Origin of the sequence: Methylobacterium haplocladii (assembly GCF_007992175.1) — a bacterium.
Lineage (GTDB): Bacteria > Pseudomonadota > Alphaproteobacteria > Rhizobiales > Beijerinckiaceae > Methylobacterium > Methylobacterium haplocladii.
In genome coordinates, this window is the sequence record NZ_BJZT01000028.1 from 43,853 (window position 1) to 69,139 (window position 25,287).

Annotated in this window: 22 protein-coding genes and 1 tRNA gene; 16 read left to right on the forward strand and 7 right to left on the reverse strand. The window is 67.4% G+C overall.

The genetic code is table 11. From position 1 onward, the window contains the following. Nucleotides 1-7: 7 nt before the first annotated feature. From lon to MHA02_RS13005, 5 genes are all read right to left on the reverse strand, one after another. Complete coding sequence (lon, locus tag MHA02_RS12985) at nt 8-2,431, reverse strand: endopeptidase La (protein ID WP_147079262.1); 2,424 nt, start codon at nt 2,429-2,431, stop codon at nt 8-10. A 257-nt stretch (nt 2,432-2,688) separates the two neighbouring features. After that, on the reverse strand, nt 2,689-3,960 hold the full coding sequence (gene clpX, locus MHA02_RS12990) for an ATP-dependent Clp protease ATP-binding subunit ClpX (RefSeq protein ID WP_147079264.1): 1,272 nt from the start codon (nt 3,958-3,960) through the stop codon (nt 2,689-2,691). A gap of 225 nt (nt 3,961-4,185) precedes the next feature. Then, nucleotides 4,186-4,812, reverse strand: coding sequence for an ATP-dependent Clp protease proteolytic subunit (locus tag MHA02_RS12995; RefSeq protein ID WP_147079266.1), 627 nt, complete (start codon nt 4,810-4,812; stop codon nt 4,186-4,188). Nucleotides 4,813-4,936: 124 nt separating this feature from the next. Then, a complete protein-coding gene (gene tig / locus MHA02_RS13000) occupies nt 4,937-6,340 on the reverse strand; it encodes a trigger factor (protein WP_147079268.1) in 1,404 nt (467 codons plus the stop codon). 159 nt (nt 6,341-6,499) lie between these two features. After that, nucleotides 6,500-6,584 (reverse strand) — tRNA-Leu (locus tag MHA02_RS13005). Nucleotides 6,585-6,755: 171 nt separating this feature from the next. Here MHA02_RS13005 and MHA02_RS13010 point away from each other — a divergent pair. Continuing rightward, a complete protein-coding gene (locus MHA02_RS13010) occupies nt 6,756-8,174 on the forward strand; it encodes a multicopper oxidase family protein (RefSeq protein ID WP_147079270.1) in 1,419 nt (472 codons plus the stop codon). Here MHA02_RS13010 and MHA02_RS13015 read toward each other — a convergent pair. Continuing rightward, nucleotides 8,167-9,687 carry an NAD(P)H-hydrate dehydratase gene (locus tag MHA02_RS13015; RefSeq protein ID WP_147079272.1) on the reverse strand — a complete coding sequence of 507 codons (1,521 nt, stop codon included), beginning with the start codon at nt 9,685-9,687 and terminating at the stop codon, nt 8,167-8,169. The genes MHA02_RS13010 and MHA02_RS13015 overlap by 8 nt on opposite strands. Before the next feature lie 204 nt (nt 9,688-9,891). On the opposite strand from MHA02_RS13015, the gene MHA02_RS13020 reads away from it, so the two are divergent. Genes MHA02_RS13020 through MHA02_RS13030 form a run of 3 tightly spaced genes read left to right on the forward strand, consistent with a single transcriptional unit; the run spans nt 9,892 to nt 11,987 of the window. Next, nucleotides 9,892-10,230: a P-II family nitrogen regulator gene (locus tag MHA02_RS13020; protein ID WP_147079273.1), complete on the forward strand. Its 339-nt coding sequence runs from the start codon at nt 9,892-9,894 to the stop codon at nt 10,228-10,230. Between the two features lies 1 nt (nt 10,231). Next, nucleotides 10,232-11,011 (forward strand): isocitrate lyase/PEP mutase family protein, encoded by a 780-nt coding sequence (locus MHA02_RS13025; protein WP_147079275.1) that lies wholly within the window; start codon nt 10,232-10,234, stop codon nt 11,009-11,011. 46 nt (nt 11,012-11,057) lie between these two features. Next, the gene (locus MHA02_RS13030) at nt 11,058-11,987 is read left to right on the forward strand and encodes a glutaminase (protein WP_147079403.1); all 930 of its coding nucleotides are present in this window, start codon (nt 11,058-11,060) and stop codon (nt 11,985-11,987) included. A 108-nt stretch (nt 11,988-12,095) separates the two neighbouring features. Here the strand turns inward: MHA02_RS13030 and MHA02_RS13035 are convergent, their stop codons facing one another. Beyond that, nucleotides 12,096-13,139: a glutamine synthetase beta-grasp domain-containing protein gene (locus MHA02_RS13035; protein WP_147079277.1), complete on the reverse strand. Its 1,044-nt coding sequence runs from the start codon at nt 13,137-13,139 to the stop codon at nt 12,096-12,098. Between the two features lie 495 nt (nt 13,140-13,634). On the opposite strand from MHA02_RS13035, the gene glnA reads away from it, so the two are divergent. The 12 genes from glnA (at nt 13,635) to MHA02_RS13095 (ending at nt 25,283) form a co-directional block, all read left to right on the forward strand. Beyond that, the gene (glnA, locus tag MHA02_RS13040; RefSeq protein WP_147079279.1) at nt 13,635-15,044 is read left to right on the forward strand and encodes a type I glutamate--ammonia ligase; all 1,410 of its coding nucleotides are present in this window, start codon (nt 13,635-13,637) and stop codon (nt 15,042-15,044) included. 127 nt (nt 15,045-15,171) lie between these two features. Beyond that, the gene (locus MHA02_RS13045; RefSeq protein WP_147079281.1) at nt 15,172-15,750 is read left to right on the forward strand and encodes an NADPH-dependent FMN reductase; all 579 of its coding nucleotides are present in this window, start codon (nt 15,172-15,174) and stop codon (nt 15,748-15,750) included. 73 nt (nt 15,751-15,823) lie between these two features. Continuing rightward, nucleotides 15,824-16,162 (forward strand): hypothetical protein, encoded by a 339-nt coding sequence (locus MHA02_RS13050; RefSeq protein ID WP_147079282.1) that lies wholly within the window; start codon nt 15,824-15,826, stop codon nt 16,160-16,162. 105 nt (nt 16,163-16,267) lie between these two features. After that, on the forward strand, nt 16,268-18,658 hold the full coding sequence (rnr, locus tag MHA02_RS13055; protein WP_147079405.1) for a ribonuclease R: 2,391 nt from the start codon (nt 16,268-16,270) through the stop codon (nt 18,656-18,658). Nucleotides 18,659-18,681: 23 nt separating this feature from the next. Then, nucleotides 18,682-19,182, forward strand: coding sequence for a DUF983 domain-containing protein (locus MHA02_RS13060; protein WP_373318369.1), 501 nt, complete (start codon nt 18,682-18,684; stop codon nt 19,180-19,182). Next, nucleotides 19,136-19,885 (forward strand): NUDIX hydrolase, encoded by a 750-nt coding sequence (locus MHA02_RS13065; protein ID WP_147079284.1) that lies wholly within the window; start codon nt 19,136-19,138, stop codon nt 19,883-19,885. The genes MHA02_RS13060 and MHA02_RS13065 overlap by 47 nt, the downstream gene beginning before the upstream one ends. A gap of 180 nt (nt 19,886-20,065) precedes the next feature. Further along, the gene (locus MHA02_RS13070) at nt 20,066-21,280 is read left to right on the forward strand and encodes a serine hydrolase domain-containing protein (RefSeq protein ID WP_147079286.1); all 1,215 of its coding nucleotides are present in this window, start codon (nt 20,066-20,068) and stop codon (nt 21,278-21,280) included. Nucleotides 21,281-21,397: 117 nt separating this feature from the next. Next, nucleotides 21,398-21,886, forward strand: a complete 489-nt coding sequence (cynS, locus tag MHA02_RS13075) for a cyanase (RefSeq protein WP_147079288.1) — start codon at nt 21,398-21,400, stop codon at nt 21,884-21,886. 333 nt (nt 21,887-22,219) lie between these two features. Beyond that, the gene (gene msrB, locus MHA02_RS13080; protein WP_147079290.1) at nt 22,220-22,693 is read left to right on the forward strand and encodes a peptide-methionine (R)-S-oxide reductase MsrB; all 474 of its coding nucleotides are present in this window, start codon (nt 22,220-22,222) and stop codon (nt 22,691-22,693) included. A 35-nt stretch (nt 22,694-22,728) separates the two neighbouring features. Then, nucleotides 22,729-23,469: a peptide-methionine (S)-S-oxide reductase MsrA gene (msrA, locus tag MHA02_RS13085; RefSeq protein WP_147079292.1), complete on the forward strand. Its 741-nt coding sequence runs from the start codon at nt 22,729-22,731 to the stop codon at nt 23,467-23,469. Between the two features lie 79 nt (nt 23,470-23,548). After that, nucleotides 23,549-24,829: a phosphoribosylamine--glycine ligase gene (purD, locus tag MHA02_RS13090; RefSeq protein WP_147079294.1), complete on the forward strand. Its 1,281-nt coding sequence runs from the start codon at nt 23,549-23,551 to the stop codon at nt 24,827-24,829. A 7-nt stretch (nt 24,830-24,836) separates the two neighbouring features. Continuing rightward, the gene (locus MHA02_RS13095; RefSeq protein WP_147079296.1) at nt 24,837-25,283 is read left to right on the forward strand and encodes a nucleoside deaminase; all 447 of its coding nucleotides are present in this window, start codon (nt 24,837-24,839) and stop codon (nt 25,281-25,283) included. Nucleotides 25,284-25,287: the final 4 nt, after the last annotated feature.

Consider the following 25,287-nt stretch of genomic DNA (forward strand, 5'->3'; position numbering starts at 1 on the left):
GATCGCCTCAGTGAGCGACCACCGCCGCGCCATCGTCCTGGCCCGGCTTCTTCACTGGCGGAAGAGGCTCGTCCCACTCGATCGCGATCGGCTGACGCACCAGGGCGTGGATCAGGACCTGATCCATCCGGGCGACCGGGATGATGTGCATGCCGTTCTTCACGCTATCGGGTACCTCGACGAGGTCCTTGGCATTTTCCTCCGGGATCATCACCGTCTTGATGCCGCCGCGAAGCGCAGCGAGCAGCTTCTCCTTCAAGCCGCCGATCGGCAGGATGCGGCCGCGCAGGGTGACCTCGCCGGTCATGGCGACATCGCGGCGCACCGGGATGCCGGTCAGCGTCGAGATGATCGCGGTGGCCATGGCAATGCCGGCCGACGGACCGTCCTTCGGGGTCGCCCCCTCGGGAACGTGGACGTGGATGTCCCGGCGCTCGAACAGCGGCGGCTCGATGCCGAAATCGATGGCCCGCGAGCGGACATAGCTCGCCGCCGCCGAGATCGACTCCTTCATCACGTCACGCAGGTTGCCCGTGACCGTCATCTTGCCCTTGCCGGGCATCATGACGCCTTCGATCGTCAGCAACTCGCCGCCGACCTCGGTCCAGGCCAGACCTGTCACCACGCCGACCTGATCGTCGGCGTCGATCTCGCCGTAGCGGAACTTCGGCGGTCCGAGGAACTCCGGCAGGGTCTCCGGCGTGCCCTCGACGGTCTTGACCTTATTGATCAGGATCTCCTTCACCGCCTTGCGGGCGAGGTTGGAGATCTCGCGCTCGAGATTCCGCACGCCCGCCTCGCGGGTGTAGCGGCGTATGAGCATCATCAGGCCGTCGTTGGTGATCGACCACTCCTTCGCATCCAGGCCATGCTTCTTCAGCGTGTTCGGGATCAGGTGGCGGCGGGCGATCTCGGCCTTCTCGTCCTCGGTGTAGCCGGCGATCCGGATGATCTCCATGCGGTCCATCAGCGGCGCAGGGATGTTCAGCGTGTTGGCGGTCGTCACGAACATCACGTTCGAGAGATCGTAGTCGACCTCCAAGTAGTGGTCGTTGAAGGTCGCGTTCTGCTCGGGGTCGAGGACCTCCAGCAGAGCGGCCGACGGATCACCGCGAAAATCCATGCCCATCTTGTCGATCTCGTCGAGGAGGATGAGCGGGTTCGAGGTCTTGGCCTTGCGCATCGACTGCACGACCTTGCCCGGCATCGAGCCGATATAGGTCCTGCGGTGGCCGCGGATTTCGGCCTCGTCTCGCACGCCGCCGAGCGACATGCGCACGAACTCGCGGCCCGTCGCCTTGGCGATGGACTTGCCGAGCGAGGTCTTGCCGACGCCAGGGGGGCCGACGAGGCAGAGGATCGGACCGGTGAGCTTGTTCGCGCGCTGCTGCACGGCAAGGTACTCGACGATCCGGTCCTTGACCTTCTCAAGGCCGAAGTGATCGTCGTCGAGCATGGCCTGGGCGCCGAGGAGATCCTTCTTGATCTTCGAGCGCTTGTTCCACGGAATGCCGAGCATCCAGTCGAGGTAATTGCGCACGACGGTCGCTTCCGCCGACATCGGCGACATCTGGCGGAGCTTCTTGAGCTCGCCGGTGGCCTTCTCGCGGGCTTCCTTCGAGAGCTTGGTCTTCTCGATCTTCTCCTCGAGCTCGGCCAGCTCGTCGCGGCCGTCCTCGCCGTCGCCGAGCTCCTTCTGGATCGCCTTCATCTGCTCGTTGAGGTAGTACTCGCGCTGCGTCTTCTCCATCTGCCGCTTGACGCGGGTGCGGATGCGCTTCTCGACCTGCAGAACGGAGATCTCGCTCTCCATCAGCGAGAGCACGCGCTCGAGGCGCGCTGCGACCGTCGGGATCTCGAGGATCGCCTGCTTGTCCGCGATCTTGACCGCCAGATGCGAACCGACCGTGTCGGCAAGCTTCGAGGGCTCGTCGATCTGCGTGACCGCGGAGACGACCTCGGGCGAGATCTTCTTGTTCAGCTTCACGTAGTTCTCGAACTCGGAGATCACCGAGCGCGCAAGCGCCTCCGCCTCGACGCGGTCGCCGAGATCGTCGGCGAGGGTCTCAGCGGTCGCCTCGTAATACTCGTCCGAACGCGTGAAGGCCTCGATCTTGGCGCGGCCGGCGCCCTCGACCAGCACCTTCACGGTGCCGTCGGGCAGCTTCAGCAGCTGCAGCACGGATGCGAGCGTGCCGATCGTGTAGATCTGGTCCGTCGACGGGTCGTCGTCGCCTGCGTTGATCTGCGTGGCGAGCAAGATGTGCCGATCGGTGCGGACGGCCTCCTCGAGGGCGCGGATCGACTTCTCGCGCCCGACGAACAAGGGCACGATCATGTGCGGGAATACGACGATGTCGCGCAGGGGCAGGACGGCATAGGAGCCCGTCGAGCCCGGGACGACCGGCTGGCGCGATTTCGACTGGGTCATAAGTGGCTTCCCTCGTGCTCTGACGCCGGGCATTCGCTCCTCTTTGACGAGCAAGCATCCTGCCACGGGCCGACCGGGCCGCGTATGGTCGGGTATCGGATCGAACGTGTGCGGCTGGTGGCGCGGCACCGCACCTCGAAAAGGGAGCGTGCGGCCACTGCGCTGGTGCTGAGGTGGCGCTCGCCGCCACCGCTTTCAAGTTTCACATTCGCCGCAGCGAACGGGCCGTGACGCTGGTGCGGCACGGCCCGGATGTCTCACGCGCTGACGCTGGCGGGCGCTTCCTTGTTGCGATCGCCGTGGATGTAGAGCGGCCGCGACTTGCCCTCCACCACCTCCGGCCCGATCACCACCTGCTCGACCGATTCGAGGCCGGGCAGGTCGTACATCGTTTCCAGCAGGATCGTCTCAAGGATGGAACGCAGGCCGCGGGCGCCGGTCTTCCGCTCGATCGCCTTTCGGGCGACCATGGACAAAGCCTCGTCCTGGAAGGTCAGCTCGACGTTCTCCATCTCGAAGAGGCGGGCGTACTGCTTCACCAGGGCGTTCTTCGGCTCCTGCAGGATGCGCTTCAGCGCGGTCTCGTCGAGATCCTCAAGCGTCGCCAGGACCGGAAGACGGCCGACGAATTCGGGGATGAGGCCGAACTTCAAAAGGTCCTCAGGCTCGACCGAACGGAACACCTCGCCTGTGCGGCGGTCGTCCGGGGCCTGCACGGTGGCGCCAAAGCCGATCGATGTGCCCTTGCCGCGCTGAGAGATGATCCGCTCCAGCCCGGCGAAGGCGCCGCCGCAGATGAACAGGATGTTCGTCGTGTCGACCTGCAGGAACTCCTGCTGCGGGTGCTTGCGGCCGCCCTGCGGAGGCACGGAGGCGACGGTGCCTTCCATAATCTTCAGGAGCGCCTGCTGCACGCCCTCGCCCGAAACGTCGCGGGTGATCGAGGGGTTGTCCGACTTGCGGGAGATCTTGTCGATCTCGTCGATGTAGACGATGCCGCGCTGCGCCCGCTCGACGTTGTAATCGGAGGCCTGGAGCAGCTTGAGGATGATGTTCTCGACGTCCTCGCCGACATAGCCGGCCTCGGTGAGGGTGGTCGCATCCGCCATCGTGAACGGCACGTCGAGGATGCGGGCGAGCGTCTGCGCGAGCAGCGTCTTGCCCGAACCGGTCGGCCCGATCAGCATGATGTTGGATTTTGCCAGCTCGACGTCCGAGTGCTTCGTCGCGTGGGCGAGGCGCTTGTAGTGGTTGTGAACCGCGACCGAGAGGACCTTCTTCGCGTAGTCCTGGCCGATGACGTAGTCATCGAGGACGCGGCGGATTTCCTTCGGGGTCGGGACGCCGTCGCGCGACTTCACGAGCGAGGATTTCGACTCCTCGCGAATGATGTCCATGCACAGTTCGACGCACTCGTCGCAGATGAACACCGTCGGGCCCGCAATCAGCTTGCGGACCTCGTGCTGGCTCTTGCCGCAAAACGAGCAGTACAGCGTGCTCTTCGAGTCGTTGCCGCCAGTCTTGCTCATGTCGGTCTCCGCTCCGCGAGCGCGACGCCGGCAAGGGACGAACGCGCATCGCTCATAGTTAAAGGTATCTGCCTAAAGAAACAGTCACCTCGGGGCTTACATCGGTGCCGAAGGAGTCAGAACCACGATGCAATCATGCTGCCGCTTCCGGATCAACCGGCGGAGCACCCCGATCCGTCGCCAAAAGGACGCATCGGGCCGCCGCCGGGTTCCCCCGGCCGCAGGTCACGCCGCCGCAGGCTCCGGCCGCTTGTGCAGGATGTCGTCGATGATGCCGAACTCTTTGGCGGCATCGGCGGTCATGAAGTTGTCGCGCTCCAGGCCCTTCTCGATGGTCTCGTAGTCGCGGCCGGTGTGCTTCACGTAGATCTCGTTGAGGCGCCGCTTCAGCGCCTCGATCTCGCGGGCATGGATCAGGATGTCGGTCGCCTGGCCCTGGAATCCGCCGGAGGGCTGGTGGACCATGATGCGGGCGTTCGGCAGCGAGAAGCGCTGGCCGGGCTCGCCGGCGCAGAGGAGCAGCGAACCCATCGAGGCCGCCTGACCCGTGCAGAGCGTCGTCACCGGGCAGCGGATGAACTGCATGGTGTCGTAGATCGACAGGCCCGAGGTCACCACGCCGCCGGGCGAATTGATGTAGAAGGAGATTTCCTTCTTCGGATTCTCGGCTTCGAGGAACAGCAGCTGCGCGACGATCAACGAAGCGCCGTAATCCTCAACCGGGCCGGTGAGGAAGATGATGCGCTCGCGCAGCAGGCGCGAATAGATGTCGAAGGCGCGCTCACCGCGGCTCGACTGCTCGACCACCATCGGGACGAGGTTGCTCTGAAAATAGTCGACCGGATCTCTCATCGTCACGCCCTCAAGGTCAGGGACCGGCCGGAGCGAATCGCTCCGAAGCCGGTGTTACAAGCCAACTACGGCGGTTCTTAACACCGCCTGATCAGGCCCGCCTCCCTGAACCCGGGTGCGGGCCTCAGCCGGCGGCCGTCTCGGTCGCCGCCTCGTTCGTCTCGGCAGGTGCGGCCTCTTCGTCGTCGTCGGCGAAGAGCGTCTCCTTGGAGACCGGCTCTTCGACGAGCGTGACCTGACCGAGGACGTGGTCGACGACCTTTTCCTCGAACAGCGGCGCGCGAAGCTCGGCGAGCGCCTGCGGATTATTCCGATAGAAGTCGTAGACCACCTTCTCCTGGCCGGGGAACTGACGCACCCGGGCGAACAGGGCCTGGTTGACCTCCTCGTCGGAGATCTTGATATCGGCCGTCTCGCCGACCTGTGCAAGCACCAGTCCGAGACGCACCCGCCGCTCGGCGATGGTCCGGTACTCGGCGGTCGCCTTTTCCTCGGTGGTGCCCTCGTCCTCGAAGGTCTTTTCGCGTGTCTTGAGGTCCTGCTCGACCTGGGCCCAGACGCTCGCGAATTCCTGGGTCACAAGGCTCGGGGGCAGCTCGAAGGCGTACTTTTCGTCGAGGGCGTCGAGCAGCGCCTTCTTGAGCTTGCGGCGCGACTGCGCCTCGTAGTCGGTGCCGATCGCCTTGCTGACGGCCTCCTTCAGCTTCTCGAGATCGTCCATGCCGAAGCGCTTGGCGAGCTCGTCGTCGATCACGACCTCGCCCGGCGCCTGGATCGCCTTCACGGTGACGTCGAACTCGGCGTCCTTGCCGGCGAGCTGCTCGGCCTGGTAGCCCTCGGGGAAGGCGGTCTTGACGACGCGGCTGTCGCCGGCCTTGGCGCCGACGAGCTGGTCCTCGAAGCCGGGAATGAAGCTGTTCGAGCCGAGCTCCAGCTCGACGTCCTCGCCCTTGCCGCCCTCGAACTCGACGCCGTCGATCTTGCCGACGAAATCGATGGTGACCTTGTCGCCGGTCGCAGCCTCGGCGCCCTCGTCCTTCGGGGTGAAGTCGCGGTTCTGCTTGGCCATGCGGTCGAGCGCCTCCTGCACCTCCTCGTCGGAGGGCTTGAGGACGGGCTTCGTCAGCGTGACGCCGGAGAGATCGACGAGCTCGAAGGTCGGCAGGACCTCGAGCTTCACCTTGAAGGCGAGGTCGCCCTTGGCGTCGAGCGCGCGCTCGACGATGTTCTTGTCTTCGTCCTTCGGGAACTCGATCTGCGGCTCGAGAGCCAGCTTGAGGCTGTTGTCGGCGACGATCTTCTGGTTCGCCTCGTTGACTGCGTTCTGCAGCACGTCGGCCATGACGGATTTGCCGTAGACCTTGCGCAGATGCGCCACCGGCACCTTGCCGGGGCGGAAGCCCTTGAGCTGGGCCTTGCCCTTGATGTTCGAGAGCTCGGTGTTCAGGCGATCCTCGAGTTCGCTCGCGGGCAGAAGCACCTGAAACTCGCGCTTCAGCCCTTCGGAAGTCGTCTCGGTCACCTGCATCGTCGTCTCGTCCGCTTCTCTGAAATTCGTACGCAATGGCTTCGTCCGCCGCGGGCGAACCCGTGACGGGGCGACGGACCGATCCGGGGGTCGGGGGCCGTCTCGACGCGACCGCGGGTCAGCCCGTCACAGGCCCCTCGGCGGTCACGGCGGCTGGACTGGTGCGGGCGGAGGGGCTCGAACCCCCACGTCTTGCGACACTGGTACCTAAAACCAGCGCGTCTACCAATTCCGCCACGCCCGCGGGCACCTGCGAGGAGGCACACGTCCGGCCGCACAGGGGCGGCTCTATAACACGGGCATTCCGGGCCGCAGCAAAAAACTTCAGGCGTCCGGCGGCCCGGTGGCGGCGGCAGGCACACGCCGTTAAGGAACAGCCGCAGCGTTCCGCTCCTCCATCGCGAACCCGAGTGCCATGCCGTCACGCAAAGCCCGGTCCGGACCGTCCCGACGCGCCCTCCTCGGAGGCGCCGCCGCGCTCGCCTGGGTACCGCGGCCGGCTTTCTCGCAAGCAGCGCCGGGCGCGGCGCAGGCGGAGACGATCTGGACGGCCGGCCCCGGCAAGACGCGACTGAAGCCGGAGCCGGCCAAGGAAACCCCGATCTGGTGCTTCGACGGCAAGTCGGCGCCGCCGGTTCTGCGGATCAAGCACGGCGAGTCCGTGCGACTGAAGCTCGACAACAAAACCGAGAAACCACTCTCGCTGCACTGGCACGGCGTGCGGAACCAGAACGCCATGGACGGCGTCGGCGGGGTGACGCAGCCTCCCATCGCGCCGGGCGCGAGCTTCACCTACGCCTTCACGCCGCCGGATGCCGGCACGTCGGTGATCCGGCCCCTCGTCGTCGGCGGTTCGAGCGAGCCGTCGGGCCGCGGCCTTGCCGGACTGCTCGTCGTCGAGGAGAAGACGCCGCCGGCCGTCGACCGCGACCTGAGTTTCCTTTTGCAGGACGTGCGGCTGGAAGAGGATGGCCAGCCGCTGCCGTTCGGACAGGTGTCCTTCGCCGCTGCCTCGGGCCGGCTCGGCAATCTCGTCACCCTCAATGGCCGGCCGATCCCGGATGCGGTCGAGGTGCCACCGGGAAGCCGCCTGCGCCTGCGGATCGCCAATGCGTGTAACGCCCGCACGACCCGCATCAGGTTCGATGGGGCCAAGGCCTATGTCGTCGCCGTCGACGGCCAGCCGACCGATACCTTCGAGCCCTTGCGCGCGACGCTGCCCTTCGCGCCGGGCACCCGCTACGACCTGCTGCTCGACATGCCGGCCGAGGCCGGCGCCGCGGTGACGATCAACGCGCTGATCGGCAGCGGACTGGCGCTGGCCACCATCACCGCCAATGGCGCGCCGCTCACGCAGAAGCGTCCGGAGATCAAGGGCATCGGCAACAACACGCTGCTGCCGGCCGAGGTGCGGTTGCAGAACGCGTTCCGCCGCGACCTCGTCCTCACCGGCGGGGCCAAGATCGACACGAACAAGCCGGGCGTCGAGCCGGCCTTCACCGGCGACCCGACCCGGATCTGGCAGGTCAACGGCGTCAGCGGGACCGCCGGCGCGGCCCCCGCCTTCAGCGTGAAGCGCGGCCAAGTCGTAGTGCTGACGGTCCGGAACGACACATCGTTCCTGCAGACCCTGCACGTCCACGGCCACGCCTTCCGCCTGCTCCACCCCCTCGACGACGGCTGGGAGCCCTACTGGCTCGATACCTTCCAGCTTCTCGACGGAAAGCTCGCCCGCATCGCCTTCCTTGCCGACAACCCCGGCCGCTGGCTGATCAGCTCGACGGTGCTGGAGCGGTTCGATACGGGGCTGTGGACGAGTTTCGACGTCAGCTAAGCGCCAGCAGCCCCGACAGCACCGCCGGCATCAGCTCCGAAATATCCTCGGCGATGAGCCCCGGCCCGTGCCGCAGCCCCGCATCGCCATGCAGCCAGACCCCGGCGCAAGCGGCCTCGAACGGCGGCATGCCCTGCGCCAGCAGCCCGGCGATCAGGCCGCCGAGCACGTCGCCGGAGCCTGCAGTGCCGAGATAGGGCGTGCCGTGGTCGTTGATCGCGGCCCGGCCGTCGGGCGCGGCGATGACGGTGTCGGAGCCCTTGAGTACCACGACGCCGCCGAGGATCGCCGCCGCGCGCCGGGTACGTTCGAGTTTGTTAAGACCTTCGTCGGTGGCGTCCGTGTTGGCGAACAGCCGGGCGAACTCGCCCTCGTGCGGCGTCAGCACGGCCTGTGAGTCGCCCTGAGCGATGTGGTCGGCGAGCAGCGGGGCCTGTCCCTTGAAGCTCGTCAGCGCATCGGCATCGAGGACGAGCTTGCGGCCAGCCGAGGCTGCGACGGCGACGAGGTCGCGGGTCGCCTCTCCGATGCCGAGGCCCGGTCCGATCAGCACGGTGTCGAGGCGCTCGTCGGTGAGGATGTCGTCGAGGTCGTCGGGGCTGTCGCAGGCGCGCAGCATGATCGCGGTGAGATGGGTGGCGTTCTCGGCCATGGCGCCGCTCGGGGCGACCACGGTCACCAGCCCCGCCCCGACGCGGAGCGCCGCGCGGGCAGCCAGCCGCGCCGCGCCGGTCTTGAAGGCCGGCCCCGACAGGACGAGGACGTGACCACGGGTGTATTTGTGGCCCTGCGCGCCGGGCCTCGGAAAAGCGGAGATCCAGAGATCCGGTCCGTTGCGGAAGGCCGCGAGACTGTCGACCGCGAGCCCCGCTTCCAGAGCCGCTTCGCCAGTGCCGATATCGGCGATGTGGAGCGCGCCGCAGAGCGAGCGTCCCGGCTGGAGCAGGTGACCGGGCTTGAGGGCCACGAAGGTCATCGTCTCCGTCGCCGTGACCGCCGCGCCGCGAACCGCGCCGCTGTCGCCGTCGAGGCCGCTCGGCACGTCGACCGCGAGGACGGCTGTTCCGGAGGCGTCGATCGCGGCGATCAACGCCCGCGCCTCGCCATCGATGTCGCGCGAGAGCCCGGCGCCGAACAGCGCGTCGACGATCAGGTCGAAACCGGAAAGGTCGCTCCCCGGCCCTGCCGGGTCGACCGGCTGACCCGCTGCCACCCAATCGGTTGCGGCGAGGGCCGCGTCTCCGGAGAGGCCGGCGACCTCCCCCATCCGCCGCAATACGACGCCGAAACCGGCTCGGGAGAGCAGCCTGCCGGCGACGAAGCCGTCGCCGCCATTGTTGCCCGGGCCGCAGAGGATCAGGATGCGTCCGCCGGACGGTGCCAGGGCGCGGACGCGTTCGGCCACGGCAGCGCCGGCGGCCTGCATCAGCCGGTAGCCGGGCATGCCGTCGGCGATCGCGGTTTCATCGACCCGCCGCATCGCCGCGACCGTGAGCAGGCGGTTGGTCGTCATCGGCGGCATTCGGCTCTCTGCTCGCGCATCGCTCAGGCGTTGCCTTTGGAATGGGCCGTTTCGAACAAACTGCCCGAATGATGTGCAGAATCTGCTCAGTGCTTGCGCAGTTTACGCCGGTGGCGTGGCAGAACGCCGTGGCGGTCCTCGGGAGGCGGTGCTACGAATCCGTATCCTCGCGAAAGCGCAGATCAGGCGCCCCGAATGAAGAAGATCGAAGCGATCATCAAGCCGTTCAAGCTCGATGAGGTGAAGGAGGCCCTTCAGGATGTCGGGCTTCAAGGGATAACCGTGATCGAGGCGAAGGGCTTCGGGCGGCAGAAGGGCCACACCGAGCTGTATCGCGGCGCGGAATATGTCGTGGACTTCCTGCCCAAGGTGAAGCTTGAGATCGTGCTCGGCGATTCGCAGGTCGAGGCCGCCGTCGAGGCGATCCGAAAATCTGCGCAGACCGGACGCATCGGCGACGGCAAGATCTTCGTCTCGACGATCGAGGACGCCATCCGCATCCGCACCGGCGAGACGGGGCCGGACGCCATCTGAGATGGGCGAGAAGGCGACAGCCGCCCGCCGCGCCTTCCGCAGCCTGCACGCGCAGGGCTGTTTCGTCCTTCCGAATCCCTGGGATATCGGCAGCCTGAGGCGCCTCGAAGCGCTCGGCTTTCCTGCGCTCGCCTCGACCAGCGCGGGCTTCGCCTGGAGCGCCGGACTCGACGACAGGGCCATGACCCGCGACGCGGTGCTTGGCCACCTCCGTAACGTCTGCGCCGCGACCGACCTGCCTGTGAACGCGGACTATGAATCCGGCTTCGCCGACAATCCCGAGGGCGTGGCCACCAACGTGACGCTGGCCATGGCGACCGGCGTCGCCGGGTTGTCGATCGAGGATCGCACCGGCGACACGCTCTACGAGACGGCACTGGCGGTGGAGCGGATCGCGGCGGCACGCTCTGCGGTCGATGCCGTCGATTCCGAAGCCGTGCTCATCGGCCGCAGCGAGGGGTTTCTGATCGGCCGGACGGACCTCGGGCAGACCATCGACAGGCTCGTCGCGTATGCCGAGGCCGGAGCGGATTGCCTCTATGCGCCGGGATTTTCCGATCCCGACGACATCCGAGCCATCGTGCGGGCCGTCGCGCCCAAATCCGTCAACGTGCTGCTGGCGTCGCCGGCGATGCGCGTGGCGGACCTCGCGGACAGCGGCGTGCGCCGGGTCAGCACCGGCAGCCGCCTCGCCTTCGCGGCTTGGGCCGGCTTCGAGGCGGCGGCACGGATGCTGCTGGAGGACGGCGCGCTGCCGGCCGCGAGCTTCAAGGGCGCCTGAGCGCCATGGCGCTTCGCTGAACCCGCAAAACACTGCGAGCGATCCCCTGCCGAACCTCAACGACGTCGTGAGCGAGATCGCCGAAGAGATGCGGCGCCGGCCGGATCGCGGCGAGGTCGCCACCTACATCCCCGAGCTGGCCCGCGCCGACCGGCAGGCCTTCGGCATCGCCGTCATCGGCAACGACGGTCAGGTCGTGGCTGCCGGCGACTGCGACGTGCCGTTCTCGGTGCAGAGCATCACCAAGGTATTCACGCTGACGCTGGCACTGGGCAAGATCGGCGACCGGCTCTGGCAGCGCGTCGGCCGCGAGCCCTCGGGCAACCCGTTCAACTCGATCGTCCAGCTCGAACTGGAGAAGGGCGTACCGCGCAACCCGTTCATCAATGCCGGTGCTATTGCCGTCACCGACGCCATCCTGTCCGGGCACGAGCCGCGCGAAGCTTTGGGCGAGATCTTGCGCTTCCTGCAGTTCTTGGCCGAAGACCCCACCATCGCCATCGATCAGGCCGTGGCGGCCTCGGAGAAGCGGACGGGCTTCCGCAACGTCGCCCTCGCCAATTTCATGAAGTCCTACGGCGTGCTGGAGAACCCTGTCGACTTCACCCTCGGCGTCTATTTCCATCACTGCGCCATTGCCATGTCGTGCCGGCAGCTCGCCATGGCCGGGCGCTACCTCGCCCATAACGGACGCAACCCCTCGACGGGCCTGCTGGTGATCTCGCCCGAGCGCGCACGCCGCATCAATGCGATCATGCTGACCTGCGGCCACTACGACGGCTCCGGGGACTTCGCCTACCGGGTCGGCCTGCCGGGCAAGAGTGGTGTCGGCGGCGGCATCCTGGCCATTGCGCCGGGTCAGGCCTCGATCGCAGTGTGGTCGCCGGGGCTCGACGCCGCCGGCAACTCGCATCTCGGCCGGCTCAGTCTGGAGCGGCTGACGAAGCGCATGGGCTGGTCGATCTTCGGGAATTGACGTCGAAATACGGCGAATGGCATCCGCGCGATTTCGACCGTAGCAAGAGAAGCGGCGCGGACCCCGAAGGACCGCGCCGCACACCGTGTTGATCGTCTCGCAAAAAAGTTAGGCGGCGGCCTCGCTCATCGAAGCTTCCATCTGCACGGAGGCGATGGTCTTCAGGATCTGCGAGGCGATCTGGTAGGGGTCCCCCTGGCTGTTGGGGCGGCGGTCTTCCAGGTAGCCCTTGTAACCGTTGTTCGCGAAGGAATGCGGCACGCGGATCGAGGCGCCGCGGTCGGCGATGCCGTAGCTGAACTGGTCGATCGCCGCGGTCTCGTGCTTGCCGGTCAGGCGCATGTGGTTGTCGGGGCCGTAGACCGCGATGTGGTCGGCGATGTTGTCCTTGAAGGCCGCCATCAGCTTCTCGAAGTACTCTTTGCCGCCGACCGTCCGAAGGTGCTCGGTCGAGAAGTTGGCGTGCATGCCCGAACCGTTCCAGTCGGTGTCGCCGAGCGGCTTGCAGTGATACTCGACGTCGATCTCGTACTTCTCGCAGAGGCGCTGCAGCAGGTAGCGGGCGACCCACATCTCGTCCGCGGCTTTCTTGGAGCCCTTGCCGAAGATCTGGAATTCCCACTGGCCCTTGGCGACTTCGGCGTTGATGCCTTCATGGTTGATGCCGGCGTCGAGGCAGAGGTCGAGATGCTCTTCGACGATCTGGCGCGCGATCGAGCCGACGTTTGAGTAGCCGGCGCCGCAATAATACGGGCCCTGCGGGGCCGGGTAGCCGGCGGTGGGGAAGCCGAGCGGGCGGCCGTCCTTGTAGAAGAAGTACTCCTGCTCGAAGCCGAACCAGGTGTTGTCGTCGTCGATGATGGTGGCGCGCTTGTTCGAGGCGTGGGGGGTGACGCCGTCCGGCATCATGACCTCGCACATCACCAGGATGCCGTTCTTCCGGGTCGAATCCGGGAAGTGGCGCACGGGCTTGAGCATGCAGTCGGAGCTACCGCCCTCGGCCTGCTTGGTCGACGATCCGTCGAAGCCCCACATCGGAAGCTGCTCGAGCGTCGGGAAGCTGTCGAATTCCTTGATCTGCGTTTTGCCACGCAGGTTCGGGGTCGGCGTGTAGCCGTCGAGCCATAGATACTCGAGCTTGTATTTCGTCATCCCTGCATTCTCTCGTTCGCCAATAAGGCTCGGTCTGAGCACGCCCGGGCGCCACCGGGTCGTCGGCCGACGAGCGCAGGCTTGCATGATGCGTGCCAGCTCAAGCTGCCCGGCGGGCTGTGCTGTTGGCGCATGAACGGGCAAGCCGTGCCCGCAGGAAGCACGGCGTTGCTCCGGTCCATCGCTGCCGTAGAACGATTTACCCCAACGAATGCCTTAAAAAGCGGCACATTCCCCAACGACTGAGTCTGGCAACGTGGGCGCTCGGGGGATATCAGTGCCCCCGGCCAACGTGCGTGACGGGAGGGCGCACGGGACCAGGGTCCGTCCGACACGCTCGCGCGTCCGGCGCTCTTGAGGATCCGTCCGAGCCCCATCGTCGCGAGCATTCCGGCGTGACCGGCCGCCCGATGCGGCTGCGAACGCGGGATGATCCCTCGACCGGGGTGGCCACGCTCCCTTGCCTACGCTCCCTGTCCGAGGAGAACGCCGACGATGAAGAACGCAGCCGAAGTCCTGAAGGCGATCAAGGACAACGACGTCAAATACGTCGACCTCCGTTTCACCGATCCGCGGGGCAAGTGGCAGCACGTCACCTTCGACGTCTCGCTCGTCGACGACGAGCTGTTTTCCGAAGGGACGATGTTCGACGGTTCCTCGATCGCCGGCTGGAAGGCCATCAACGAGTCCGACATGCTCTTGATGCCCGACCCGGTCACGGCCTGCATGGACCCGTTCTTCTCGGCCTCCACCATGTCGATCGTCTGCGACGTGCTCGAGCCCTCCACCGGCGCCCCCTACTCGCGCGACCCGCGCTCGACCGCCAAGCTCGCCGAGGCCTACCTGAAGTCGACCGGTATCGGCGACACGATCTTCGTCGGCCCCGAGGCCGAGTTCTTCGTGTTCGACGACGTCAAGTTCGGCGCCGACCCCTACAAGACCGGCTTCGAGCTCGATTCGACCGAGCTACCCTCGAACGGCTTCACCGACTACGAGGGCGGAAACCTCGGCCATCGCATCCAGACCAAGGGCGGCTACTTTCCGGTGCCCCCGCAGGATTCGGCGCAGGACATGCGCGGCGAGATGCTGGCCGCGATGCAGTCCATGGGCGTCAAGGTCGAGAAGCACCACCACGAGGTGGCCTCCGCCCAGCACGAACTCGGCATGAAGTTCGATACGCTAACGCTGCTCGCCGACCATATGCAGATCTACAAATACGCGATCCACAACGTCGCTCAGAGCTACGGCAAGACCGCGACCTTCATGCCCAAGCCCGTCTACGGCGACAACGGCTCGGGCATGCACGTGCACCAGTCGATCTGGAAGGACGGCAAGCCGCTCTTCGCCGGCAACAAGTACGCCGACCTCAGCCAGGAATGCCTGTGGTACATCGGCGGCATCATCAAGCACGCGAAAGCGCTCAACGCCTTCACCAACCCGTCGACCAACTCCTACAAGCGCCTAGTGCCGGGCTACGAGGCCCCCGTGCTGCTCGCCTACTCGGCGCGCAACCGCTCGGCCTCCTGCCGCATCCCGTGGACAACGAACCCGAAGGCCAAGCGCGTCGAGGTCCGCTTCCCCGACCCGATGGCGAACCCCTACCTCGCCTTCTCGGCCCTGCTGATGGCCGGCCTCGACGGCATCATGAACAAGATCGATCCGGGTCCGGCCATGGACAAGGACCTCTACGACCTGCCGCCGAAGGAGCTGAAGAAGATCCCGACGGTGTGCGGTTCACTGCGCGAAGCCCTGCAGAATCTCGACAAGGACCGCGCCTTCCTCAAGGCCGGCGGTGTGTTCTCGGACGACCAGATCGACTCGTTCATCGAGCTGAAGATGCAGGAGGTCATGCGCTACGAGATGACTCCGCACCCGGTCGAGTTCACGATGTACTACTCGCTCTGAGCATCTCGGAGTTTTGGAGACGACACGGGGCCGGAGTGATCCGGCCCTTTTTTCATGCCCGGGTCGGGACGCGACGGCGCCGGTCCGGGCTCCTATGATCGCCGGCGTCGCGAATCCGGAGCCACCCATGTCCCTCGTCGTCCCCGTCATCCTCGGCAGCGTTCGATCCGACCGCCAGGGCATCCGCGCCGCGCGCTTTCTCGTTGCGCAGCTGGAAGGCCGCGGTTTCGAGGCACCTCTGGTCGACCCGGCGGAACTCAAGCTTCCGCTCCTCGACCGGATGTACAAGGAATATCCGAAGGGCGAGGCGCCCCGGGCGCTCGAAGATCTCGCGACGCTCTATCGCCGCGCGGACGCCTTCGTGGTGGTCTCGGGCGAGTACAACCACTCGATCCCGCCAGCCCTCTCGAACACCCTCGATCACTTTCTCGAAGAGTATTATTGGCGGCCGTCGGGCATCGTCTGCTACTCGGCCGGCCAGTATGGCGGCGTGCGCGCCGCGATGCAGCTTCGCGCAATGATGGCCGAGCTCGGCGCGCCGAGCATCCCTTCGCTGCTGCCGATTCCGCGTATCCAGAAGGCACTGAGCGCGGGCGGCGAGCCGGCCGAGGAGTGGCTCGGCAAGGCTGCGAAGAAGTTTCTCGACGAATTGGTCTGGTATGCCGAGGCGCTGAAGGCGAAGCGCGCGGAGGGAACGCCTTATTAAGTGTCGCAGCGCGCGTGGCACCCGGCTTGCCGCCGCCCGGCCTGGACCGAAAGTGTACGGATCGGGATTGCGGATGAACGAGAGCGTCGAGCGGGTCAGCGCGTGTCTGGCCGACCTCGTCAGGGCGGCGCTGATCTCCGATGATCGGCGCAGCCTCGAATTCCGGGATGCCGCACGAGCCGGGCTCGCCGCCCTCGCGGCCGACCCGCCGGATCCCGCTACGGTCCGCATCGACGGCGCCTGGACCTTCGGCATCCGCGCCGCCGAGGCACCGGACATGGTAGCCGAGGCGAGGCGCGTGAACCTCACATTGCCGCAGGCCAGTCCATTCACGCTGGCGGAGCTGGTCGATCCCGCCTTCGACGTCGACGCAGCTGTCGAGCGCATCGCCAACGCGGCCTCCACCGGCTGATCCCCAGCCCTGAATGACGAAGGCGTTGCCGCGGGACGGGTGCAAGCCCATGTTTCGGTCGATGGCCTGCGGGCCGATCCCTTCCCGATCCAGCGCGCCGGCCGCATGAGCCCGGCGCAGCGAGCCCTCCCCGCTTTGACCAGACGCACCGCACCCGCACCGGCCACCGGCGCCCTTCCCTCGCGCGAGACGATCGTCGCGTTCATCGCGGACTCCACCGAGAAGGTCGGCAAGCGCGAGATCGCCAAGGCCTTCGACGTGAAGGGCTCGGACCGGATCGAGCTGAAGCGCATCCTCAAGGAGATCGAGGAGGACGGCGCGATCGAGCGTGGGCGCGGCGGGTTCAGCAAGGCCGGCCGCCTGCCCCCGGTCGTGCTCGCCGACATCTTTTCGCGGGATCGCGACGGCGAACTCGTGGCCCGCCCGGCCCAGTGGGAGGCCAAGGATGGCGAGGCTCCGCGCATCACCGTCCAAATGCCCCGCGGCGGCCGCAAGGCGAACCGCCCCGCCCCCGGCATCGGCGACCGCGCGCTGATCCGTGTCGAGCCGGATGGGGACACGTCGAACCGCTACACCGGCCGCATCGTCAAGGTGATCGGGAAGAACAAGTCCGAGGTCATCGGCATCTATCGCCAGGGGGGCAACAACGGTCGTGACGGCGGGCGTCTCGTGCCAGTCGAGAAGCGTTCGCAGGGCCGCGAGATCGCGATCCCCCCAGGCGAGGAGGGCGAGGCCCGCGACGGCGATCTCGTCAGCGTCTCGCTGGAGAGCGAGACCCGCTTCGGCCTGCCGAAGGGCCGTGTGCGCCAGCGCCTCGGCTCCCTCGGCTCCGAGAAGGCGGTGAGCCTGATCGCGCTGCACCTCCACAACATCCCGCACGTCTTCGCCAAGGACACGCAAGCCGAGGCCGACGACGTGAAGGAGGTCGGCCTGAAGGGCCGCGAGGATTGGCGGGACGTGCCGCTGATCACCATCGACCCGCCCGACGCCAAGGACCATGACGACGCCGTGATGGCGGAGCCGGATCCCGATCCGAAGAACGAAGGCGGCTTCATCGTCACCGTGGCGATCGCGGACGTGGCGGCCTATGTCCGCCCCGGCAGCGCCCTCGACCGCGAGGCGCTGATGCGCGGCAACTCGGTGTATTTCCCGGACCGGGTCGTGCCGATGCTGCCCGAGCGCATCTCGAACGACCTGTGTTCGCTGCGTGAGAACGAGGATCGGCCAGCGCTCGCTGTCCGCATGGTCATCGCCGCCGACGGTACCAAGCGCCGGCACACCTTCCACCGCGTGATGATGCGCTCGCGCGCCAAGCTGGCTTACGCCCAGGCGCAGGCCGCCATCGACGGCAGGCCCGACGACACCACGACGCCCTTGCTGGCGCCGGTTCTCCGCCCGCTCTACGCCGCCTACGAGGCGCTCAAGCAGGCGCGCGACGCCCGCGGCCCGCTGGCCCTCGACCTGCCGGAGCGCAAGGTGCTGCTGGCGCCGGACGGCTCGGTCGACCGGGTGATCGTGCCGGAGCGGCTGGAGGCGCACCGCCTCATCGAAGAATTCATGATCCAGGCGAACGTCGCCGCGGCGGAGACGCTGGAGGCGGCGAAGTCGCCGCTGATCTACCGCGTCCACGACGAGCCGGCGCTGGAGAAGCTGAGGGCGCTGGGCGAGGTGCTCGCCTCCATCGGCATCAAGCTGCCGAGGGGCGATGTGCTCAGGCCCTCGCTGTTCAACCGCATCCTCGGCTCGGTCGCCGAGACCGAGCACGCGATCTTCATCAACGAGGTCATCCTGCGCACCCAGGCGCAGGCGATCTATTCGAGCCAGAACCTTGGTCATTTCGGGCTGAACCTGCGCCGCTATGCGCACTTCACCTCCCCGATCCGCCGCTACGCCGATCTCATCGTGCACCGCGCCCTGATCGCGGCGGGCCGGCTCGGCTCGGACGGCCTGCCGTCCGACACGACCGTCGGCATGCTCGATGCCGTCGGCGAGCAGATCTCGGCCGCTGAGCGCCGCGCCATGGCGGCCGAGCGCGAGACCATCGACCGGCTGATCGCCCACCACCTCGCCGATCGGATCGGCGCGACGTTCATGGGCCGCATCTCCGGCGTCACCCGCGCCGGGATGTTCGTGAAGCTGGCCGAGACCGGGGCGGACGGCTTTATCCCGGCCTCGACCATCGGCGCCGACTTCTACCGGCATGACGAGACCCGACACGCGCTGGTCGGCGACCGGACCGGCGAGACGTTTCGCTTGGGCGATACCGTCGAGGTGAAGCTCGTCGAAGCGGCGGCCGTGGCCGGCGCGTTGCGATTCGAGATCCTGTCGGAAGGACGCTCGGGTTCCAGTCGACCGGGACCGGGCGGACGCCCGAAATTCCACAAGGCCAAGTCGAAGCAGACGAGCTACGGCCCTCCCGGCACGGCATCGAAGCGCGGCAAGCCTCCTGCGGCCGGCCGCAACACACCCAACCGCAAGCGCGGGTCGCGCGGCTGAGGGGGGTGGTGTAGGACGGGACCATGCCGCTCGAGACGAAGCACGAGATCGATCCGCCGCCGGTCGCCGTTCCCAGCACGGTCGAGCGGACTAAGCTGATCCCGGCCATGGCGCTCGGCTTCGTCTGCCGTTGCCCGCATTGCGGCGAGGGCCGGCTCTTCGGCCGCTTCCTCAAGGTCCGGCCCGCATGCGAGGCCTGCGGGCTTTCGCTCGACGGACACCGCGCCGACGATCTGCCGCCCTACCTCGTGATCTTCATCGTCGGCCACATCGTCGGCTACCTGATCCTGAAGATCGAAATGGGCTACGATCTGCCGCTCTGGGTCTCGGCGACCCTGTGGCCCGGTCTGACGCTCGGCTTGGCGCTCGGGTTGCTGCAGCCCGTGAAGGGCGCCGTGATCGGCCTGCAATACGCCATGCGTATGCACGGCTTCGAGACCTCCCTTCCCCCGCGGCCCGGAGCCGAGGAGACGCGCGTTGGATCAGGCGACACCGCCCCCGCCGCCGGCATCGGCCGGGTCTGAGACGCGGAGCCGCGCGGCTCCGGCTCTCCGTCCCCGCGACGCGGCCACGCTGATCCTCGTCGATCGCGCGAAGAAGAAGCCGCGGGTGCTGATGGGCCGGCGCCATGTCGGCCTCGCCTTCATGGGCGGCAAGTTCGTGTTCCCTGGAGGGCGGGTCGAGCCCTCGGACCGCCGGATGATCGTCGCGGGCGCCCTGCCCCAGCGCAGCGAAGACGCCCTCGACGCGCGCCTCGTCCGACCGTCGCCGATGCTCGGCCGTTCTCTCGCTCTCGCCGCCATCCGCGAAACCTACGAGGAGACCGGGCTGCTGGTCGGCTCGCGTGACTACGGGCCGCCGGCCTCCGTGCCCGAGGGGGCTTGGACGGCCTTCGCCGAGGAGGGCGTGTTTCCGGATCTCGAGGCGCTGCACCTGCTCGCCCGCGCCATCACGCCGCCGGGTCGCCCGCGCCGCTTCGACACCCGGTTCTTCGTCGCCGACCGCACGGCCGTGGCCGCCGAGCGCCCGGGCATCGTCGGCCCCGATTCCGAACTGACCGAGATCGCCTGGGTCGGCCTCGACGAGGCCCGCAAGCTCGACTTGCCCCGCATCACCCGCGCCGTGCTCGACGACCTGGAAGCCGCGGCCGCGCTCGACTTCCAGCCGTTCCGCGCGATCCCCTTCTACTTCGAGCGGTACGGAAAGGGGTTGCGGGAATTGCTGTGATGGGGTTTTCGGCTGTTCAACGCTTCAGTCATTCCGGGGCCGCGCAGCGGAACCCGGAATCCAGAGCCGCCGATTGAGCCATGCTTGACGGGCCCGGCGGGTCTGGATCCCGGGTTCGCCTGCGGCGCCCCGGGATGACGGCGGAGTGTTTGAGCGCCGCGCGAGGGCTACTTTCAGAACATGACCGACACCGATCCCCGCGACCTCGGCCTCTGTCCCGACCGCCTCGAGTGCATCGACGCCTGGATGCGGCGCTATGTCGATGAGGGAAAACTCGCCGGCCTGTCGGTGCATTTCGCCCGGCGCGGCAAGGTCGGGTTCGCCCGCGCCCACGGCAGGGCCGACATCGCCCGCGACCGGCCCTTCGACACCGACACGATCGTCCGCATCTATTCGATGACGAAGCCGCTGACCTCGGTGGCGGTGATGATGCTGTACGAGGAAGGCCGCTTCCAGCTCGACGATCCGCTCAGCCGCTTCCTGCCCGAATTCGCCGAGATGCGCGTCGCGGTAGGCGGCAACCGGGTCAAGCTTGAGACCGTGCCGGCCCTGCGGCCGATCACCATCCGCGACCTGCTCACCCACACCTCCGGCCTGACCTACGGCTTCATGGAGGCGACGCTGGTCGATGCGCTCTACCGGGTGCACGGAATCGATTTTCAGGCCTCCGAGCATTCCCTGGCCGATCTCGTCTCGCGGGTAGCGAAGCAGCCGCTGCTCGCCCAGCCCGGTGCGGAATGGAATTATTCGGTTGCGACCGACGTCCTCGGGCACCTCGTCGCCGTGGTCTCGGGCGTGCCGTTTTCGGAGTTCCTGCGTGAGCGCGTGCTTGAACCCCTGGGCATGCACGACACCGATTTCTTCGTCGCTGCCGACAAGCGCAAACGTTTCGCCGCCAACTACGCGTTCGATCGCACCGGCCAGCTCAAGGTCTACGACGATTCCGAGGGCAGCCGCTTCCTCGCCCCCCGGCCGGTGACCTCGGGCGGGGGCGGCCTCACCGGCACGGCACCGGATTACCTGCGCTTCTGCCGCTTCATCCTGAACCGGGGCGAACTCGACGGCGTGCGCCTGCTGGGCCGCAAGACCGTCGAGCTGATGATCGCCAACCACCTGCCCGGCGACATGGCCGCCATGGGTCAGCCGCGTTTTTCGGAATCGTCCTACGCCGGCATCGGCTTCGGTCTCGGCTTCTCGGTGATGCTCGACCCGGCCAAAGCGCAGATCGTCGGCACGCCGGGCGAAGTCGCCTGGGGCGGCCTCGCCAGCACCTCGTTCTGGATCGACCCGGTCGAGGATCTCGCCGTGGTTCTCTTCGCCCAGCTCATCCCCTCATCCGCCTTGCCGATCCGGCGCGAGTTGCGGGTGCTGACCTACGCCGCGCTGGTGGATTGAGGCGCGCTTCGCGGCGTTGATGGCGAAGAACTTGCAGGCACGGTGCCGTTCCGACCGCGACGGCGGATCGGAGAGGCGGCCACAGCGCCGCACGGTCATCCAGGCAAGAGACACGGCATGAAGCGCGAAGACCTCACGGAAAAGCTCCTCGACATCAAGCGTGAGAAGGGCTGGACCTGGAAGCACATCCAGGCGGAGATCGGCGGCATCTCGCCAATCCTGATCACCGCCGCCTGCATGGGCCAGATGAAGCTGCCGAAGGCTCAGGCCAAGAAGGCCGCCGAGCTGTTCGGCCTCAGCCAAGCCGAGGAGCGGATGCTGAACGAGGCGCCTTATCGCGGCTCGATCCCACAGATGCCGCCGACCGATCCGCTGATCTACCGCTTCTACGAACTGGTGATGGTCTACGGCACCACCTGGAAGGAATTGATCCAGGAGGATTTCGGCGACGGCATCATGTCGGCGATCGACTTCAACATGACCATGGAGCGCGAGCCCAACAACAAGGGCGACCGGGTGAAGATGAACCTCTCCGGCAAGTTCCTGCCGTACAAGTACTACGACAATGAGGACGGCGTGCCGGAATATGGCTTCAAGGAGAGCTGAGGCCGGCTCTCTCGTCACTGCGAGGAGCGCAGCGACGAAGCAGTCCGGGGCCGCCTTCAATACGTTGCGAACGTGGCCCTGGATCGCTTCGCTTCGCTTCGCCCGCTCGCGATGACGGATGTGGTTTTCTGGATCTCGAAGCCTCCGCCTGCGACGGGTTGCCTCTGCAATCCACCTTCTTCGGCCAGCCTCGCGCGTCTATCCTCCGCCCGTCTCGGTCCACGACCCGGTACGGCGCGTCGCAGGCGGTTCTACCGTCCGAGCTGAAACGTAACCGGCGCGCAGATCGTACGAATGGGGAGATGATCCATCCCCGTTTCGGGAGAAGCGCCCATGAACCGCCGTCAGACCCTGTTCGCCGGAGCCTCGCTCGCCGGATTGCTGTCGGGCCTGAAGCTGTCCGACCCTGCGCTTGCAGCCTTCGAGGTTGTGAAGAGCGACGCGGAGTGGCGCAGCCAGCTCGACCCGATCGCCTATAACGTCCTGCGCAAGCAGGGCACCGAGCGCGCCGGCACCAGCCCCCTCGACCACGAGAAGCGCGCCGGTACCTTCAGCTGCGCCGGCTGCAGCCAGCCGCTGTTCTCGTCGCAGACCAAGTTCGACAGCGGCACCGGCTGGCCAAGCTTCTACCAGCCGATGCCCGGCGCCGTCGGCGAGAGCACCGACCGGGCCTACGGCATGGCCCGCACCGAGGTGCATTGCAGCCGCTGCGGCGGCCATCTCGGCCACGTCTTCAACGACGGCCCGAAGCCGACCGGCCTGCGCTACTGCATGAACGGCGCGGCCTTGAGCTTCCAGGCGGCCTGATCCGCCTGCCCTTTTTTGTATCCACGGAGGTCCCGATGACCCTGTCCAAGTATCTGAAATCTACTGCGGTCGCCTGGCCGCTGGCCCTCGGCGGCACGGTCGGCCTCGGCCTGATCGCTTCGCTTTCCCTGCCGCAGGGCATCGCCTTCGCGGAGGAAGCCGGCCAGCGCGTTCCGGAGTCCACGGCCAAGTCCACCGAGACGCCGGGCAAACTGCGCACGGCCACGCTCGCCGGCGGCTGCTTCTGGGGCGTCCAGGGCGTGTTCCAGCACGTGAAGGGCGTGACGCAGGCGGTGTCGGGCTATGCCGGCGGCACCCGCGAGACGGCCAATTACGGCGCCGTCGGGCGCGGCCGCACCGGGCACGCCGAGGCCGTCAGGATCACCTACGACCCGGCGGTGATCCGCTACGACGAGCTGCTGCAGATCTACTTCTCGGTCGCCCTCGATCCGACCGAGGTGAACCGTCAGGGGCCGGATACGGGCACCCAGTACCGGACCGCGATCTTCCCCAGCGATGCCGAGCAGGCGAAGGTCGCCAAGGACTACATCGCTCAGCTCGACGCCGCGAAGGTCTATCGCCGCCCGATCGCCACCAAGATCGAGCCGGGCGCAGCCTTCTACCCGGCCGAGGACTACCATCAGGACTACATGGCCTTGAACCCGGACGCCGGCTACATCGTCGCCAACGATGCCCCGAAGCTGCAGGACCTGAAGCGTCTCTTTCCGGAGCGCGCCAACACCGACCCGGTTCTCGTCGGCAAGCCGAAGGCATAGGTACGGCAGCCGTGGACGGATGCCCGTCCCGGCATAATCGGCCTTTGCCCCGCCCGCCATTTTCGGTGATGGGTGGGGCATGAACATCCTGCTCATCGGATCCGGCGGGCGCGAGCACGCGCTTGCCTGGGCGATCTCCAGATCCCCACTCTGCGACCTTCTGTTCGCGGCGCCGGGTAATCCCGGCACGGCGCAGCACGGGCAGAACCGCCCGGACCTCAACGTCGCCGATCACGCCGCGGTGGTCGCGTTCTGCGGCTCCGAAAAGATCGACCTCGTCGTGGTGGGGCCGGAGTTGCCGCTAGTCGCCGGACTCGTCGACGACCTTCAGGCCGCCGGGATCCGCGCGTTCGGCCCGACCCGGGCCGCCGCGCAACTGGAGGGCTCCAAGGGCTTCACCAAGGAGCTCTGCGCCGCGTACGGCATCCCGACCGCCGCCTTCGCGCGCTTCACCGAGATCGAACCCGCCCTCGCCCATCTGCAGGCGAAGGGCGCGCCGATCGTCGTGAAGGCCGACGGCCTGGCCGCCGGCAAGGGCGTCGTCGTCGCCGAAAGTGTTCGCGAGGCGGAAGCGGCTGTCCGCGCCATCCTCGATGCGCCCGGCGCCGCCCTGGTCATCGAAGAATGCCTGTTCGGCGAAGAGGCGAGTTTCTTCGCCCTCTGCGACGGCACCCGCGCGATCCCCGTCGGCACCGCTCAGGACCACAAACGCGCCTTCGACGGCGATCGCGGTCCCAATACCGGCGGCATGGGCGCCTATTCGCCGGCGGCGATCCTCACGCCCGCCCTCGAGGCCGAGGTGATGGAGCGCATCGTTGCACCGACCCTGCGCGGCATGTCCGAGCGCGGCACGCCCTTCACCGGCATCCTCTACGCCGGGCTGATGCTGACCACCGACGGGCCGAAGCTCATCGAATACAACACGCGCTTCGGCGACCCGGAGGCGCAGGTGCTGATGCCGCGTCTCGCCGCCGATCTGGTGCCCGCGCTGATCGCGGCCTGCGACGGCGATCTATCCGGCATCTCCCTGCCCTTCGACGCGAGCCGATCTGCGCTGACCGTCGTGATGGCAGCGGCCGGTTATCCGGGGACGGTCGTGCGCGGTTCGCAGATCCGCGGCGTCGCGGAGGCTGGAGCCGACGACGTCATCGTGTTCCAGGCCGGCACGCGCAGTGAGGGCGGGTCCCTCTATGCTGATGGCGGCCGGGTCCTCGCCGTGACGGCCGTCGCTCCAAGCGTTCGGGAGGCACAGGCCCGCGCCTATGCCGCCGTCAGCCGGATCGATTGGCCGGAGGGCTTTTGTCGAAGCGACATCGGCTACCGGGCAGTGAGCCGCGAGGCCGAGACCGACGCCGGCTGAGGGTGCCGTGCGCCTCGATCCGCTCAGCCTCGCTTTTGAGGCCGCCCGCCAGTCCGCGGCTCTCGGCGAGGTGCCCGTCGGTGCGGCGGTCGTACGCGATGGCGTCGTGCTGGCGGTCGCCGGCAACCGGCCGAGAACGCTTCACGATCCGACGGCCCATGCCGAGATCCTGGCGATCCGCGCCGCCTGCGCCGCGCTCGGTGACGAGCGGCTGACCGGCTGCGATCTCTACGTGACCCTCGAACCTTGCCCGATGTGCGCCGGCGCCATCGCCTTCGCCCGCATCCGCAGGCTCTATTACGGCGCCGCCGACCCTAAGGGCGGCGGTGTCGAGCACGGCTCCCGTGTCTTCAACCAGCCGACCTGCCACCATGTGCCGGAGGTCTATGGCGGGTTCCGCGAGGCGGAGGCTGCAGCGCTCCTGAAAGAGTTCTTCCAGGCGCGGCGAGACTGAGGCC

Coding starts and splice junctions, on each gene's coding strand:
- lon (WP_147079262.1), bottom strand. CDS start 2,431: ATGACCCAGTCGAAATCGCGCCAGCCGGTCGTCCCGGGCTCGACGGGC.
- clpX (WP_147079264.1), bottom strand. CDS start 3,960: ATGAGCAAGACTGGCGGCAACGACTCGAAGAGCACGCTGTACTGCTCG.
- MHA02_RS12995 (WP_147079266.1), bottom strand. CDS start 4,812: ATGAGAGATCCGGTCGACTATTTTCAGAGCAACCTCGTCCCGATGGTG.
- tig (WP_147079268.1), bottom strand. CDS start 6,340: ATGCAGGTGACCGAGACGACTTCCGAAGGGCTGAAGCGCGAGTTTCAG.
- MHA02_RS13010 (WP_147079270.1), top strand. CDS start 6,756: ATGCCGTCACGCAAAGCCCGGTCCGGACCGTCCCGACGCGCCCTCCTC.
- MHA02_RS13015 (WP_147079272.1), bottom strand. CDS start 9,687: ATGACGACCAACCGCCTGCTCACGGTCGCGGCGATGCGGCGGGTCGAT.
- MHA02_RS13020 (WP_147079273.1), top strand. CDS start 9,892: ATGAAGAAGATCGAAGCGATCATCAAGCCGTTCAAGCTCGATGAGGTG.
- MHA02_RS13025 (WP_147079275.1), top strand. CDS start 10,232: ATGGGCGAGAAGGCGACAGCCGCCCGCCGCGCCTTCCGCAGCCTGCAC.
- MHA02_RS13035 (WP_147079277.1), bottom strand. CDS start 13,139: ATGACGAAATACAAGCTCGAGTATCTATGGCTCGACGGCTACACGCCG.
- glnA (WP_147079279.1), top strand. CDS start 13,635: ATGAAGAACGCAGCCGAAGTCCTGAAGGCGATCAAGGACAACGACGTC.
- MHA02_RS13045 (WP_147079281.1), top strand. CDS start 15,172: ATGTCCCTCGTCGTCCCCGTCATCCTCGGCAGCGTTCGATCCGACCGC.
- MHA02_RS13050 (WP_147079282.1), top strand. CDS start 15,824: ATGAACGAGAGCGTCGAGCGGGTCAGCGCGTGTCTGGCCGACCTCGTC.
- rnr (WP_147079405.1), top strand. CDS start 16,268: ATGAGCCCGGCGCAGCGAGCCCTCCCCGCTTTGACCAGACGCACCGCA.
- MHA02_RS13060 (WP_373318369.1), top strand. CDS start 18,682: ATGCCGCTCGAGACGAAGCACGAGATCGATCCGCCGCCGGTCGCCGTT.
- MHA02_RS13070 (WP_147079286.1), top strand. CDS start 20,066: ATGACCGACACCGATCCCCGCGACCTCGGCCTCTGTCCCGACCGCCTC.
- cynS (WP_147079288.1), top strand. CDS start 21,398: ATGAAGCGCGAAGACCTCACGGAAAAGCTCCTCGACATCAAGCGTGAG.
- msrB (WP_147079290.1), top strand. CDS start 22,220: ATGAACCGCCGTCAGACCCTGTTCGCCGGAGCCTCGCTCGCCGGATTG.
- msrA (WP_147079292.1), top strand. CDS start 22,729: ATGACCCTGTCCAAGTATCTGAAATCTACTGCGGTCGCCTGGCCGCTG.
- purD (WP_147079294.1), top strand. CDS start 23,549: ATGAACATCCTGCTCATCGGATCCGGCGGGCGCGAGCACGCGCTTGCC.